This window comes from Psychrobacter sp. T6-4 (assembly GCF_052258425.1).
Taxonomy (GTDB): Bacteria; Pseudomonadota; Gammaproteobacteria; order Pseudomonadales; family Moraxellaceae; genus Psychrobacter.
Window position 1 is genome coordinate 14,754 of the sequence record NZ_JBQQEZ010000016.1, and the last position, 13,386, is coordinate 28,139.

The window sequence follows — 13,386 nt, forward strand, 5'->3', positions numbered from 1 at the left end:
TAATGCTTAAATACAAAGCTAATCTCTAAATACTATCTGGGCTACGCAGGTTTTTGACTGCGATGCGATCAGCTTGCTTGCGATCGCGCTCAGGCGTCATTTGCGGCTGATAAATGCCCTGTTCATTGACATGAATACCTAGCGGACGGCGCTCTTTAGTAATCGACTCTTGAAGTAACATCAAGCCTTGAATCAGCGCTTCTGGGCGCGGCGGGCAGCCCGGCACATAGACATCAACGGGGATGATTTTGTCCACGCCTTGTACGACAGAATAGATGTCATACATACCGCCTGAATTGGCACATGCGCCCATAGAGATGACCCACTTTGGCTCAAGCATCTGCTCATAAAGGCGCTGAATAACAGGCGCCATTTTGACAAAGCAAGTCCCCGCAACGATCATTACATCAGCTTGACGGGGTGATGCGCGAATGACCTCAGCACCAAAGCGTGATAAATCATGCACAGCGGTCAAAGTGGTTGCGTATTCAACGTAACAGCAAGAGGTGCCGAAGTTAAAGGGCCACAGTGAATGCTTGCGACCCCAGTTGGCGGTCGAGTGTACCATGTCCTCCAAGCGGCCCATAAAGACGTTTTTATTGACTTCATCCTCTATCGGATCGTTGACCGTTTGACGGGTCTGGGCAGGATAAATATCGGCATCAGGATTGGCTTTTGTTAGCGTGTACTTCATAACAGATAACCTTTATTTAAATACGCGGCGGTATTTGATAGATGGTATTAGCTATATGAGAGCCATTATTTGGACGGTTTTTGCACATTATTGTTTTTGTGCTGAGCTGATTCTGCAAAGTCTACCGTGGTCACATTACCTGTTGTATTGATATGATCGATGTTTTGCAAGTGACGACGGTTAGTCTCGATGTTGTTTGAGACATTGATCTGACCTGAGGACTGCGCAGGTATCTTACCTGTCGGATCAACCATCAACTCATCTACGCCATCAAACTTGGTAATACTGGCCAAATTAAACCCTGCAGGCGCGGCGGTTAGACGGGCAGTTTTACGGCGCTTATCAGCAGGTGCCCAGTTCATCGCACCCAGGCTTAGCTCATAGACCAAGCCTATGAGTAGAATAATAATAAAGACAGCGGCAGCTGCAAAACCCACCCAGCCTGCCTCTACGACTGAGACCGAATAAGCATACAAATACAAAGCTTCTAGATCGAAAATCACAAAGAAGATGGCAACCAAATAAAATTTGGCAGACAAGCGAATACGGGCGTTACCAGATCCGACAACGCCTGCCTCAAACACTTCTTCTTTTTGTGAGCCGCTTGAGCGTCCGCCGAGTAATCGCGGTACAACCAGCATGAATACGACCAAACCAATAGCGGCTAAAATAAAAGCAACTGCTGACCAATCAAAAGCAGACATGATAATCCTTGCTCCTCACCTAATCTGTACAAGTGCGCCTCAATAGAGGCATCATACAGATAAAAACACAGATACGCTGTGCTGGTAATGACCAATTATCAGTATTACTGACAACTCACCTTGCGAAGTTAGTATTTTAGGCAATCACAAAGAGTAAAGCGCCATAAATAAGTTAAGCTTGCGAGCGACAAACATATCAAATCAATGTCTTATTCATTGATTTAATAGCTCATAACACAAGGTCAATAATAGGGTGACAACTGGCATAAAATGTTTACATACTATACGCATATCAAGGCTTAAAAGCCAGTTTTTAGATGTATTAACTGGTCATTTTATATGCTACAAAACGTGTATTTTCGTGCTTTTATTTTGGCATAAAGACTACTGATTATGCTTGTTATAATAGCGTATAAACCCTAATACTAAAGCGTTGTAGCAAAGACAAAAACAGACTACTTGCCCCTAGAGTTAAATAGTAATTTTTAGGTATTTAGCAAACCCGATTTTTAAGATAAAAAAAAGGACAAGTCCGATAATGGCTTGTCCTTTTATATTTGAAGCTTGCTGGTATTTTAAGCCTACTGATTGATAACGTCAACGCCTTTTGGTGGCGTGAATTTAAACTGACTGCTATTAATACTCGGATTGAGCTTGATATTGCTAAACTTGATTGAGGTAGTTTGACCCAAAGTATCGTTAAGCACCATCATGACAGGCTTACCGCCACTAAAGCTCATCGACAAACTCTTAAAGCTGGCATCGCCTGATTTGGGATAAAGCACGTAATAGTTTTTGGTTGCATAAGGCTGAGTGACTTTGAAGTTTTGGGCGATTTTGCTTGGGTCACCTGACAATAGTAGCGCTGGTGTATTGCCCACTTGAGTGTCGACCCCTTGCTTAGTGGCCTGCTCTAAATCTTTATCATAGATCCACATTGAGCTACCGTTAGCGACAATGAGTTGCTCAGAGGGCGACTTGGTTTCCCAGCGAAAGTTATTGGGACGCTCAACGCTCATCGAGCCTTTAAAAGTGCCGCTACTTGCGCCTTTGGTCGTTTGGGTAAAGTTGGCGCTCATGCTTTTAGTATTAGTAAGCAATTTATTTAAGCGCTTAGCAGCGGTCAAATTGTCAGCAGGTGCTGCGGTAGCGGTTTGCGTCATCGCTATCATGGGCGCAGCGACCCCTAATGAGGTGACCAAAACGCTAGCTAAAGCGCCGCCCATCAATTTTTGCTTAAAAGTGCTTTGTTTATTTAAATTATTCATAATTATTCCTCTCTAAAATGCACGATCGCATTAATAAAAAATCAAAGTGTTATTCGATACTTAATGACCTTATGCCTTTTTTCTTGAGTGCTATTAGGCAATGACGACAGTGTGCCAGTTTTTTTATTACGCGCCTAGACATGATTTGCAATCATTACTACGCGTGGCATACGCGCTTGTAACGCTCACAGCAACGTCAAATGCCACAAAGATAATATGAGCTGTTTATTATGTGCAGACTCGTTTGTCTGTTTTATACTCTATACATATAAAAAGTCCCTACTACCAATAGGTAATAGGGACTTTATTGCTTGCTCTGCTACGATCTAAAAAACATGACCTAAGCAACAGTATCTAAAAAAGATCATAGATAGCGTGCAATTATGCGTTTTCAACCATAACGTAGCGACGGTTGAATTTGCCTTTAGTTGCAAACTTAACCACACCGTCGTTCAGTGCAAATAAAGTATGGTCGCGGCCCATGCCAACGCCTTCGCCTGCGTGGAATTCTGTACCACGTTGACGAACGATGATGTTACCAGCGGCGATCGTTTGACCACCAAAGATTTTTACACCAAGCATTTTTGGGTTTGAATCACGACCGTTACGACTTGAGCCGGCAGCTTTTTTATGTGCCATGGATAATTCTCCTTGTTAATGTGACTTACCGCTGATGCGATAACTCTTAAGCATTCTGCGCTATATCATTTAGCTTTTGAGCCAAATTCAAAATTAAGCGTTGATCGCTTTGATTTTTAACAAGGTGTACCATTGGCGGTGACCTTGCTCTTTGTGATAATGCTTACGACGGTTGTGCTTGATGATACGGATTTTTTCGCCGCGACCATGCTCAACCACTTCAACTTCTACGCTTGCGCCGTCTACAACAGGCTGACCGATTTTGACGTCATCGCCATCAACAACCATCAACACGTCTTCAAATTTGATCGTTTCGCCTTTCTCTGCCTTTAATAGTTCAACTTTTAAAAGCTCATCGACGACTACACGGTGCTGTTTGCCACCAGTTTTGATTACTGCGTACATTGTCTGACTCCGTTTAACCCGTGTGCCGTGGCTGATATCATACCAGCGCTTTTATGACGAACACGACAGGGAAAAATTAAAGGCAAGATTTTACTTGTCTTTTGCAGCAAAAGCAAGTCATCTCTCTTGTTCGCTCTGCGCTTTTAAATCAGTATACTCACCACTTAGTAAGTAGTCACTCAGTAAGTAGTTAATCTGATAATCTTATAGCACAGCGCTCGCTATTATAGCCTATCTAATCAACGACTTACAAACAGCATTTTGACCTGATAAGATGATATATTAATTATGTCTGTTAGTAGCAATTTTGCTGACTATTTAAGCACCGTCTTAATAGCTGCACGCAATGAGTACGTCTTTTAATACAGCGATTAGACTTGCCAGCTATGCTATTATAAGCGCATTTGCAACTTCATCATTTTTTGTAGACCGATTATTTGCTCATTTTTAAGTGAGTTTTTATTCCTTTGATATGACGATTGATTATGACTAGTGCCCCTTTATCTGCATCAAAAACACCCTCTACCCTAAGCTATAGCGAGATTCAAAGCATCGTTGCAAGCGACTTTGAGATCATGGATAAGCAAGTCTTTGGTAGTCTTAATTCAAAAGTACAGCTGGTGATGAGCGTCTCTCAGCATGTGATTAATGCTGGCGGCAAACGTATGCGCCCGCTGATAACGCTGCTTTGCGCGCGGATGCTAAATGATGAGCCCTCAACGCAGGCCATGCATTTAGCGGCGATTACTGAGATGCTGCATACCGCCACTTTGGTTCATGATGATGTGATTGATGAGTCAGGACAGCGCCGCGGCAAACCCACTGCCAATGCCACTTGGGACAATGCCACCGCTGTGCTCGTAGGCGACTACCTAATTGCCCGCGCTTTTAATTTGCTTGTCGGTTTTGGAAGTTTGTCTCTATTACAATTGTTCTCCGATGGCACTTGTGATATCGCTGAAGGGGAGGTGTTGCAGCTTCAGCATCAGCACAATCCTGCGGCAACTGAGACGGATTACCTGAACATTATCGATGGCAAAACCTCACGGCTGTTTATGATGGCAACCCAAGGCGCCGCCATTTTGCAAAAGCAAGAACAGCATATGCAGGCGCTCTCTGATTTTGGTCAGCACTTTGGCAATGCCTTTCAAATCATTGATGATGTGCTTGATTACAGCGGTGATAGCGAGCTTATGGGCAAAAACTTAGGGGACGACTTAAGTGAAGGCAAACCTACCTTACCGACGATTAAAGCGTTGGAGCTCCTAAAGGGTAGTGACTCAAAAGGTTATGAGCAACTGCGGGTAGCCGTTCAGACGGGCAAAACACCCAATGCTAAGCAGCTTATTGATTTGGTACGTCAGTCAGGAGCGCTTGACTATTGTACTGCGCGAGCATTAGAAGAAACTAAGCTTGCACAACAAGCTCTTAGCACTCTACCTGACAATCGCTATCGACTTGGACTATATCAATTAACTGAGCTTGCCAGCGCACGACTGTTATAGAGTATTATTTGAATCTATAACAAAAGTTAACAATTTTTTATAGGGAATAATTTTTTATTGCTAGTGCTCGATTGTTAAGCCAGCTTATAGGCTACGCGCTTTGTAAGTAGATAAAATACATAGATCTTAATATAAAGCGCTTTATGACGACTTGACTATAGGGTGTACCCAATAGTTTATAATAGCGAATAATTTTTCACTTATACTTTTTACGCATACTTGTTGTTCATACTTAGTTATTCATATTTAGCTTAAACCCCATTATTAGATAGCTTCTAGACATAAAATGATGAGTACCTCAATGGCATTTATCAGCTTAACGGTTATCTACTTTACTTATATCGTATCTATATCGACGAGGACCTTGATGAAGCACTCTACTCTTGCGCTTGTAATGGCCACTGTACTATCTGGAGCTGTACTGGTTGGCTGTGACAAAAAAGACGAAGACGCCGCAGCGGCGCAGCAACAGATGCCGCCCGCTGTTGTCAATGTTCAAGCCGTCACCTTTGGATCCGTTCCTCAAGTTCAAACCTTTTCTGGTCGTACCGCCGCCTTTGAGACCGCCGATGTGCGTCCACAAGTGAGCGGCGTGATTGAAGAGGTATTGTTCCGTGAAGGCAGTAACGTTAAATCAGGTCAGCCGCTTTATCGGATTAACACCGATAACTACGCGTCATCTATTACTAGTGGTCAGGCCGCTATCGCTCAAGCACAAGCCAATCGTCAGACCGCAATAGCCAATAATGCTAACGCCAAAGCTGAGCTCGCTAGCCGTCAAGCGTCGCTTGCACAGGCCCAAAACGATTTGCAGCGACTGCAAGGCTTGGTCGATATCGATGCGATCTCCAAACAGCAATATGATCAAGCCGTCACGCAGGTTCGTACCGCGCAGGCCGCTTTGGAGAGTGCGCGCGCGGCAGTAGGACAAACGCAAGCTGGTATATCTAGTGCAGAAGCAGGCATTCAAAGCGCGCAGGCCGCCCTAGACGCGAGTACTTTGGATCTTAATCGCACCATTGTCAGAGCACCCATTGCAGGTCGTACGGATCGCTCAAGCGTCACCGCTGGTACTTTGGTTAGTGCAGGTCAGCCCGATCCCTTGGTTACCGTCTCACGTCTTGATCCCATCTATGTCGATATTAGTCAGTCTTCATCCGAGCTACTTAAACTGCGCCAACAAATATCTGAAGGCACAGCCCAAGCTGGTATGAATACAGTTGAGCTAGTGTTAGAGGACGGTTCGGTATATCCAGTACGCGGCAGGCTCGCTTTATCAGAAGCTAAAGTGGATCAATCGACAGGCGCAGTCACGCTGCGGGCTATATTTCCAAATCCAAATAACGTTCTGCTTCCAGGTATGTATGTCTCAGCGCGCTTGACGCAAAGCGTTATCACCAATGCCGCCTTACTGCCACAGAGCGCGGTTATGCGTACGCCTAAGAGTGAAACGCAGGTGTATATCGTCGATCAAAACAACAAAATTCAAGTGCGACCCGTTACGGTCAACGGTACTTTCGATGGTCAATGGGTCATCACTGACGGCTTACAAGCAGGCGATCAAGTGGTCATTATTGGCGGCGCTAAAGTCAAACCTGAACAAGAAGTCGTTGCCAAACCGCTTGAGAGTGCCAATCCTGCGCCATCGGCAAATACTGCTAGTGGCAGTGCTAATGCCAAAACGCCGCAGCAAGCTGCCAAAACGATGAATGAGCCAGCTGGCGATGACGCTTCTAATGACAATTCAGTTGAAGCTTCTGCTAACTAATTCCATTCAAAGATAGGAAGACTTAGGGATATACTATGTCAGTTTTTTTTATTAATCGCCCTATTTTTGCATGGGTAATGGCCATTTTGGTCATGCTTATCGGGGTCATATCGGTCATCAATCTGCCGATTGAACAGTATCCACGTATTGCGCCGCCGACGATTTCAGTGAGTGCCAGCTACCCTGGCGCAAATGCGCAAACGGTCGAGAACTCTGTCGTTCAGGTCATCGAGCAGCGCATGAAAGGCCTTGACGGTCTGATGTATATCTCATCGTCTAGCTCCTCTAATGGCGGAGCGACCGTTACGCTCACTTTTGAGAACGGTACTGATCCTGATACCGCACAAGTACAAGTACAGAACAAGCTACAATCGGCTATGAGCTCATTGCCTGAATCCGTTCAGCGCCAAGGGGTCAATGTCAACAAGTCCTCCAGTAGCTTTATGATGGTACAGGCCTTTATCTCAGAAGATGGGAATATGGACCGCGCTGATATTGCTGATTATGTCAGCTCAAATGTCGTCGATCAGCTCAGCCGCGTCGAAGGCGTTGGTGAAGTACAGCTATTTGGTTCTACTTATGCCATGCGTATCTGGCTAGACCCTGCGCGCTTACGTAGCTATAACATGGTGCCAAGCGACGTCGTCAATGCGGTTCGCGCGCAAAACGCTCAAGTCTCAGCAGGACAATTAGGCCAAGCGCCCGCCGATACCGACCAGCAGGTTATTAACGCGACGGTTACGGTACAAAGCTATCTACAAACGCCAGAAGAGTTCGCCAATATCCTACTCAAAACAGACGTCTCAGGCGCGCAAGTGCGCTTGGGTGATGTGGCAGATGTCGAGATTGGTAGTGAAAACTACGGCGTAGTCTCACAGTACAACGGTCAAGAGGCAGCAGGTCTGGGTATCTCGCTTGCAGGCGGCGCTAATGCCTTGGAAACTCGTGAAGCAGTCGCCGATCGTATGGCGCAGCTTGAATCTAACTTCCCAGCAGGTCTAGCTTCTGTTGTACCTTATGACACCACGCCATTTGTGCGCTTGTCTATTGAACAAGTTGTCATGACGCTGCTTGAAGCGATCGTACTGGTGTTTATCGTCATGTTTATCTTTTTGCAGAACTGGCGCGCGACTATTATTCCAACACTTGCTGTTCCTGTCGTTTTGCTTGGCACCTTTGCCGTCTTGTACGTCGCAGGCTTTAGTATCAATGTCTTGACTATGTTTGCGATGGTACTCTCCATCGGTCTACTGGTCGATGATGCCATCGTCGTCGTTGAGAACGTCGAGCGTATATTAGAAGAAGATCCGCATATCTCAATCAAAGACGCGACCATTCAATCAATGGGTGAGATTAGCAAAATTGTAATCGGTATTGCCCTTATCTTGTCGGCGGTATTTGTACCGATGGCGTTCTTTGGCGGCTCAACAGGCGTCATTTATCGTCAGTTCTCGATCACTTTGATTACTGCTATGGTGCTCTCAGCACTAGTCGCCCTTATCTTCACCCCTGCTCTATGTGTGACTTTGCTCAAACGTAGCAAGAGTCATGAAAAAGGCAATACTGAAGCGCAAAAAGGCTTCTTTGGTTGGTTTAACCGTAGCTTCTTTAAGCTCAGCCGCAAATACGAAGGCTTTGTGGGTAAAAGTATCCGTTTTAAATGGTTATATCTGGTTGGCTACGCGATCATCATCGGTATTATGACAGTGGTGTTCTTGCGTATTCCAGGCTCGTTCTTGCCAGAGGAGGATCAAGGTATTATGTTTACCTTAGTCCAGCTCCCAGCAGGTTCCACGCTCGATGAAACCCAAGATGTGCTAGAGAAAGTGCGTACTTATTACGATACCCAAGAGACGGATAATATCGCGTCAGTGTTTACCATTGCAGGTTTTAGTTTTGCCGGACAAGGACAGAATATGGGTCTGGCGTTCGTGCGACTCTCTGATTGGGAGGCGCGTGATGGCGACGAGAACACTGCGCAGGCCGTTGCGGGTCGAGCGATGGGCTACTTCTTTACTCAATTGAACGAAGCGCAAGTATTCGCTATTGTACCGCCTGCCATCACTGAGCTGGGTAACGCTAGTGGTTTTGATTTAATGATTCAAGATACCGGTAATATCGGGCACGATGGGCTGCTTGAAGCGCGCAATATGCTCCTAGGTATGTCCGCGCAAAACGATCAAGTCGCAGGCGTACGTCCTAATGGACAAGAAGATGCGCCGCAGCTTAAAGTCAATATCAATCAAGAGCAAGCGGCGGCCTATGGCTTATCGCTTGGTAGTATCAATAGCGTAATCTCAACCGCTTGGGGGTCAAGTTACATCAATGACTTTATTGATCGTGGCCGTATCAAGCGTGTGTTTGTCCAAGGTGAGCCTAATAGCCGTACCAACCCTGATGATATCGGTAAGTGGTATGTGCGTAATGAGACAGGTGATATGATCTCATTCGATGCCTTCTCAAGTAGTGAGTGGCAATCAGGCTCGCCGCGCTTAACCCGCTATAACAGTCTACCGTCTATGAACATTCAAGGTAGCGCCGCCCCAGGTCTTAGTACAGGTGAGGCGATGAGCGCGATGGAAAACATGATAAGCGAGTTACCCGAAGGTGTGGGTTACGAGTGGACAGGTATGTCACTAGAGGAACAAAAATCTGGTGCGCAGGCTCCTATGCTTTATGCGCTATCTATTTTGGTCGTCTTTTTATGTTTAGCCGCGCTGTATGAGAGCTGGTCTATTCCCTTCTCAGTGCTGCTAGTTATCCCGCTTGGGGTATTAGGTGCGGTCATCTTTACATGGCTGCGAGACTTTGCCAATGATATCTATTTGCAGGTCGGCCTGCTCACCGTCGTCGGTCTCTCTGCTAAGAACGCCATTTTGATTATTGAGTTTGCCAAAGAGCATCAAGAGGAAGGTTATAGTCTCAAAGAGGCGGTTATGACCGCAGCCCGCCAGCGTCTGCGTCCTATTATTATGACCTCGCTTGCCTTTGGCCTAGGTGTCGTGCCGTTATTTATCGCCAGTGGCCCAGGTTCTGGTAGTCAAAACGCGATCGGTACCAGTGTTGTCGGCGGCGTTCTGACAGCAACCTTTTTGGGTATATTCTTTATTCCTATGTTCTATGTTTGGGTACGTAGTCTGTTCCCGCATAAATATGGCAATAACAAACCGCGTGATCCAGATGATGATGGTCACGATAATGGCCCTAACGACGACTCAACAGATGACACTCAGACTTTAGTCACCTCTGAGAATTATCAGCCTGCAAGCTTTGGAGATAATACACAATGAGTAATCCCTCTATTACTGCCCATACAGTGCCCAAGGCAATCACTACAAAAAAGCGAATGCTCGCGTGCAACCCTGTAAAAAAAGCATTTGTAGGGCGCTCAACCCGCCTTTTGAGTTTGAGCGTATTAACGCTAAGTATGACTGCTTGTAACACCATACCAAAAGTAGATACTACGCCTGTGCTGGCGCAGCCAAATATTCCTATTAATGAGTCTTATAGTAATTTTGATAAAGAGACGGTTAGTACGCCGCAGCAGCCAAGCCTAGCTGGTCAGCGCTGGCAGGACTTTTATAGTGACGAGCGCCTAAAAGCACTTATCGCTTTGGGACTTGAGAACAACAAAGACTTTGAGAGTGCGCGTCTTGCGATTGAGCGCGCGCGCGCGCAGTACCGAATCACCGATATTCGCGATTTGCCTACGATTAACGGTCAGGTCGATTACTCTCGTCAAAGCCAAGCCACGCCTCGAACCAGTCTCCCTGGCGGCGGTAGTGTGGGTGGTCGTCAAACAACAGACAGTTATGGTGTCAACTTAGGTCTTGCCAGCTATGAGTTAGACTTTTGGGGTCGCATTGATAGCTTGAAAGATCAAGCGTTGCAGAGCTTTTTGGCAACGACAGCAGCAAAAGATGCCACCAAGATTAGTCTGATCAGTAATATCGCCCAAAGCTATGCTAATTTGAGCTACAGCCTAGCGCAGTTAAAGCTAGCAGAGGCCACTGTCGAGAGCCGTGAGCGCTCGCTATTTATTGCCAATGAGCGCTTTAAAGCAGGTATCGATCCCAAGCTGCCCTCACTGCAATCCTCAGCGGCGCTTGAGAATGCCCGCCTCGCCGTATTACGCGCTCAAAGCAGCATTTTGACCTCTCGTAACGCGCTACAGTTCTTGCTTGGTGCACCGATACCCGGAGAGCTTATCCCAGCGCCTGCGGTCAGTAATATTACAACTCACGAAGTCTTTAGCGCTGGTCTGCCAAGTGAGCTGCTACGCTTTCGTCCCGATGTCTTGCAAGCAGAATATAACCTTAAGGCTGCTGGCGCTAACATCGATGTCGCGCGCGCCGCATATTTTCCAACGATTAGCCTTGCCAGTAGCGTCGGTCTGCGTAGCGATGGGTTAAGCGATTTGTTTGATAGCGACTCCTTTGGTTGGTCGTTTGGTCCCAACCTTAGTGTGCCTATCTTTGATGGTGGCCTGCTTGATGCTAATTATGAAGTGGCACAAGTGGAGCGTAAGCAGAGTCTTGCTCAGTACGAGAGATCTATTCAAACCGCTTTTCGCGAAGTCTCAGACGTCCTTGCCACCCGAGCAACGCTTGGTGAGCAGTTAGCGGCGCAGTACCGTCTGCAAGATAACTTTGATCAAACGTATGAGATTGCTAATGCACGCTTCAAGGCAGGTATCGCAAACTATCTAGATGTTCTCGATGCTCAGCGCTCTTTGTTTTCGACTCAGCAGGGTATCCTAGATTTAGAATTGCAAAAAATCATCAGCCAAATTGAGCTATACCAAGCGCTTGGCGGCGGTGCTAATCTTGATGTACCAACTACCGCTATCCCTGTGCCGCAATATACTAATCTGACGAATATCGCAACGTTAGTGACCAATAACGCAGAAGCAAAAGCGGCTGAGGCGATTGAAGCGGCAAGCTCTGCCCGCGTAGTCTCTGTAGCCGAAGCTGTCGCTATCAAGCAGGAACAAGGCTCAGATGATATGACCTTTAAGCCAACGGCTATCGTCGATATTGATGATGACAACGATGCTGACGCGGCGGTAGGTTTACTTATTGATGAAAGCGCCGTTGAAACCGTGCCAGTCACGCAGATAAGTGAGCCATAGTTTATTTAGCGTTAATTTATAGATGTTACAGATAAAACGAGCTCTGCCGCTTTGGCGGGGCTTTTTGCTTTTATTAAAAACAATAAGGAATATCCATGTCTTATACCTTTAATCGTCAATTTCCTGAGACTCGTCTGCGCCGCTTGCGTTATAACGATAATGTGCGTTCGATGATCCGCGAAGTTGAATTGCACCCCAAACACTTTATCGCTCCTGTTTTTGTTTTGGAAGGGGAAAACCAGCGTCAAGCCATTGCTAGCATGCCAGGCGTTGAGCGTTTATCCATCGATTTGACCATTGAATATGCTAGAGCATTGTTAGCCGAGGGCGTCACCACTATCGATATCTTCCCTGTTATCGACAACTCGCTAAAAACGCCTGATGGCAAGGCCGCTTATGACGCCAACGGTCTTACTGCTCGCGCGGTCGCCGCTATCAAAGATGCGGTGCCAGAGATGGTCGTTATGACCGATGTCGCCCTTGATCCTTATACGTCTCATGGTCAAGATGGCTTACTCGATGATAGCGGTTACGTGGTCAACGATGCCACCGTTGAGGTACTCGTCAAGCAAGCACTCGTTCACGCGCGTGCAGGCGCTGATATTATCTCTCCAAGCGATATGATGGACGGTCGTATCAAAGCCATGCGCGATGCGTTTGAGTCCGAAGGTTTTGCTAATACCGCTATCATGGCCTACTCTGCCAAATACGCCTCTGCCTACTACGGCCCATTTCGTGACGCTGTCGGTAGTGCAGGCAATCTAAAGGGTGGACATAAAAAACAGTATCAGATGGACTTTGGTAATCGCGCGGAGGCCTTGCACGAGGTGGCAATGGATATCGCTGAGGGCGCAGATATGGTCATGATTAAACCCGGTCAGCCTTATTTGGATCTGATCCGCGAGGTCAAAAACACCTTTGGCGTACCAACGTTCGCATACCAAGTTTCAGGGGAATACGCGATGCATATGGCGGCGATTCAAAATGGCTGGCTGACTGATGCGGTGATATTAGAGTCGCTCATTGGCTTTCGCCGCGCTGGTGCCGATGGCATCTTGACGTATTTTGCATTAGAAGCGGCTCGCCAACTAAACCATGCTTAGTTTTTTATAACATTTAACCTCTAAAGCAAAAATATAGCGTCAGTTTACGCTTTAAACTGACGCTATATTACTTGTACATCAAGTACACTGTCCTTTTTTGCATAATATCACCTCACGGTCTTTAGACCAAACCCCAAAAACCCATCCTTTTGCTTTATAATAACCCACC

General features: G+C 46.4%; 10 protein-coding genes. 5 read left to right on the forward strand and 5 right to left on the reverse strand.

The window, feature by feature from the left end; genetic code table 11:
* Positions 1 to 25 precede the first annotated feature (25 nt).
* The 5 genes from ACTXGE_RS11155 to rplU all read right to left on the reverse strand — a co-directional run bounded on the left by ACTXGE_RS11155 (position 26) and on the right by rplU (position 3,710).
* Positions 26 to 694, reverse strand: a complete 669-nt coding sequence (locus ACTXGE_RS11155) for a NuoB/complex I 20 kDa subunit family protein (RefSeq protein ID WP_443543481.1) — start codon at positions 692 to 694, stop codon at positions 26 to 28.
* Between the two features lie 65 nt (positions 695 to 759).
* Positions 760 to 1,398, reverse strand: a complete 639-nt coding sequence (gene ndhC, locus ACTXGE_RS11160) for an NADH-quinone oxidoreductase subunit A (RefSeq protein ID WP_443543479.1) — start codon at positions 1,396 to 1,398, stop codon at positions 760 to 762.
* 581 nt (positions 1,399 to 1,979) lie between these two features.
* Positions 1,980 to 2,666 carry an outer membrane lipoprotein chaperone LolA gene (gene lolA, locus ACTXGE_RS11165; protein ID WP_443543477.1) on the reverse strand — a complete coding sequence of 229 codons (687 nt, stop codon included), beginning with the start codon at positions 2,664 to 2,666 and terminating at the stop codon, positions 1,980 to 1,982.
* Positions 2,667 to 3,047: 381 nt separating this feature from the next.
* On the reverse strand, positions 3,048 to 3,305 hold the full coding sequence (gene rpmA / locus ACTXGE_RS11170) for a 50S ribosomal protein L27 (RefSeq protein ID WP_435950423.1): 258 nt from the start codon (positions 3,303 to 3,305) through the stop codon (positions 3,048 to 3,050).
* Positions 3,306 to 3,398: 93 nt separating this feature from the next.
* On the reverse strand, positions 3,399 to 3,710 hold the full coding sequence (gene rplU, locus ACTXGE_RS11175) for a 50S ribosomal protein L21 (RefSeq protein WP_058025937.1): 312 nt from the start codon (positions 3,708 to 3,710) through the stop codon (positions 3,399 to 3,401).
* Between the two features lie 485 nt (positions 3,711 to 4,195).
* Here rplU and ACTXGE_RS11180 point away from each other — a divergent pair, with 485 nt between their 5' ends.
* The 5 genes from ACTXGE_RS11180 (at position 4,196) to hemB (ending at position 13,217) form a co-directional block, all read left to right on the forward strand.
* Positions 4,196 to 5,215 (forward strand): polyprenyl synthetase family protein, encoded by a 1,020-nt coding sequence (locus tag ACTXGE_RS11180; RefSeq protein ID WP_443543474.1) that lies wholly within the window; start codon positions 4,196 to 4,198, stop codon positions 5,213 to 5,215.
* Between the two features lie 367 nt (positions 5,216 to 5,582).
* Positions 5,583 to 6,983 (forward strand): efflux RND transporter periplasmic adaptor subunit, encoded by a 1,401-nt coding sequence (locus ACTXGE_RS11185; RefSeq protein ID WP_435950421.1) that lies wholly within the window; start codon positions 5,583 to 5,585, stop codon positions 6,981 to 6,983.
* 35 nt (positions 6,984 to 7,018) lie between these two features.
* Positions 7,019 to 10,273, forward strand: coding sequence for an efflux RND transporter permease subunit (locus ACTXGE_RS11190; protein ID WP_435950420.1), 3,255 nt, complete (start codon positions 7,019 to 7,021; stop codon positions 10,271 to 10,273).
* The gene (locus ACTXGE_RS11195; RefSeq protein WP_443543472.1) at positions 10,270 to 12,114 is read left to right on the forward strand and encodes an efflux transporter outer membrane subunit; all 1,845 of its coding nucleotides are present in this window, start codon (positions 10,270 to 10,272) and stop codon (positions 12,112 to 12,114) included. The genes ACTXGE_RS11190 and ACTXGE_RS11195 overlap by 4 nt, the downstream gene beginning before the upstream one ends.
* A 95-nt stretch (positions 12,115 to 12,209) precedes the next feature.
* Entirely contained in the window at positions 12,210 to 13,217 is a 1,008-nt protein-coding gene (gene hemB / locus ACTXGE_RS11200) for a porphobilinogen synthase (protein ID WP_443543470.1), read from the forward strand.
* Positions 13,218 to 13,386 lie beyond the last annotated feature (169 nt).